This window comes from Campylobacter sp. W0014 (genome assembly GCF_020135975.1).
Taxonomy (GTDB): Bacteria; Campylobacterota; Campylobacteria; order Campylobacterales; family Campylobacteraceae; genus Campylobacter_D.
This window is the reverse complement of sequence record NZ_JACHTR010000066.1, coordinates 1-1427: the sequence shown is the minus strand read 5'-3', so window position 1 is coordinate 1427 and position 1427 is coordinate 1. Positions and strand designations below refer to the sequence as shown.

General features: G+C 23.5%; 1 protein-coding gene and 1 pseudogene. Both read right to left on the bottom strand.

Translation table 11 applies throughout. The features are described from left to right. Window positions 1-413: pseudogene (locus tag H2277_RS08940) on the bottom strand (hypothetical protein); the annotation flags it as partial. 83 nt (window positions 414-496) lie between these two features. Next, the gene (locus H2277_RS08935; RefSeq protein ID WP_002870327.1) at window positions 497-1366 is read right to left on the bottom strand and encodes a hypothetical protein; all 870 of its coding nucleotides are present in this window, start codon (window positions 1364-1366) and stop codon (window positions 497-499) included. Window positions 1367-1427 lie beyond the last annotated feature (61 nt).

The following is a 1427-nucleotide window of genomic DNA, read 5'->3' as shown; positions in this document are numbered from 1 at the left end:
AAATTAGTAGTGCTATTAGAAGCAAGATAAAAATAATTAAGATTATTTTGCATTTGCAAACCAAATAATACATCCTTATTTTTAAGAGCTACCAAATAAGCATTGTCTAAACCTAAAATTTGCATAAATTTAAAATCTTTTTTAAAATTATGCATATAATTTAATAGTTCTTTTTGATTAAGTTTTAATTCTTGATTTAAGTTTTGTTCTACAAAAACTTTTTTAAATTCTTCTTCGTTGCTCTTAAATAGTTTGTATGTATCTTTAGCATTTTGATATTCTTTTTCATGATAATATCTATCCCAAAAGATAAGCTCTAAAGGGCGATAAGCTAAGCTTATAAAAATAATCAAAGCTATAAGCAAACCGCAGGGCATATAAAATCTTTTAAGTTTGTAAAAAGGTTTTTTCATTTATATTCCTTGATATTTTAAAAATAGTTTTTGTGTCTTTTTCTGTTTCGTTTAAGGTTTTATTTTGAGTGTTAAGTTTTATCTCATTCATTTGTGCATTCTTTTAGTTTGGTTTGTATGGATTTAAGTTTATTAGTTTGTTTTTGGTTAAGTTTGAATTTTTTAAAAATATAGATCAATTTTTGAAGGTTTTTTATTAAATTATTATCATCAGTATAAGCATATTTTTCTAATTCTTTATTAAAAAATAATAAAATTCTATTAGAAGTAAAATCAATTTTGCTCATACCATTTAAAATTGTCATAGTTTTAGGGGTATTTAAATCACAAATATAATCTTGAGAAAATTCACTCAAATACATACTAGTAAATCCACTATTATAGCCAATTAGGTCGTTAATATACATTCCGATTCTAACTACATCAAAGCTATCAAACTTATGAATATCTTTTTGTAAAAAATCCTCTTCTAAACGAGTATTTAGAAAAAATAAAAAATCTTCAAAAACTTTAAATCTTTCCTTGTCAAATAAAAAATAAGTTTTATGATTTGTGATATTTCTTTCATTGTATAAAAGATAAAGTATAATATCAGTATTTGAATTTGTTGTAACATGTCCAGCTTGTCTCATAAGCTCAACATCTTCTTCTGTAGGATAGTAAGAGGTTAAAGTTTTCATATCTTCAATACTAGCTTGTATCATCTTAAGATTTTTAATAATCATTTGTGTAACTTTTTCTTGATTATAGTTTTCTTTGCTTAAATTCTTAGCATACTCTAATTCTTCCTTGCCTTCGTTTTTGCTCCACTTGATTAAAGCACTAAGATTTTCTCTTGCTTTGTTATTATCAGCTTCCATAGAATTAAACAATTCATAAATATTGCTAATAACTACATATAAAACCACCAAGATGAAAATGATAATCCAAGATTTTTTTGAGAATTTAAACAAAGGTTTTATCCTTAAAAATAATATTATTTTGCATTATAACATTAATTATAAAATTGTCATC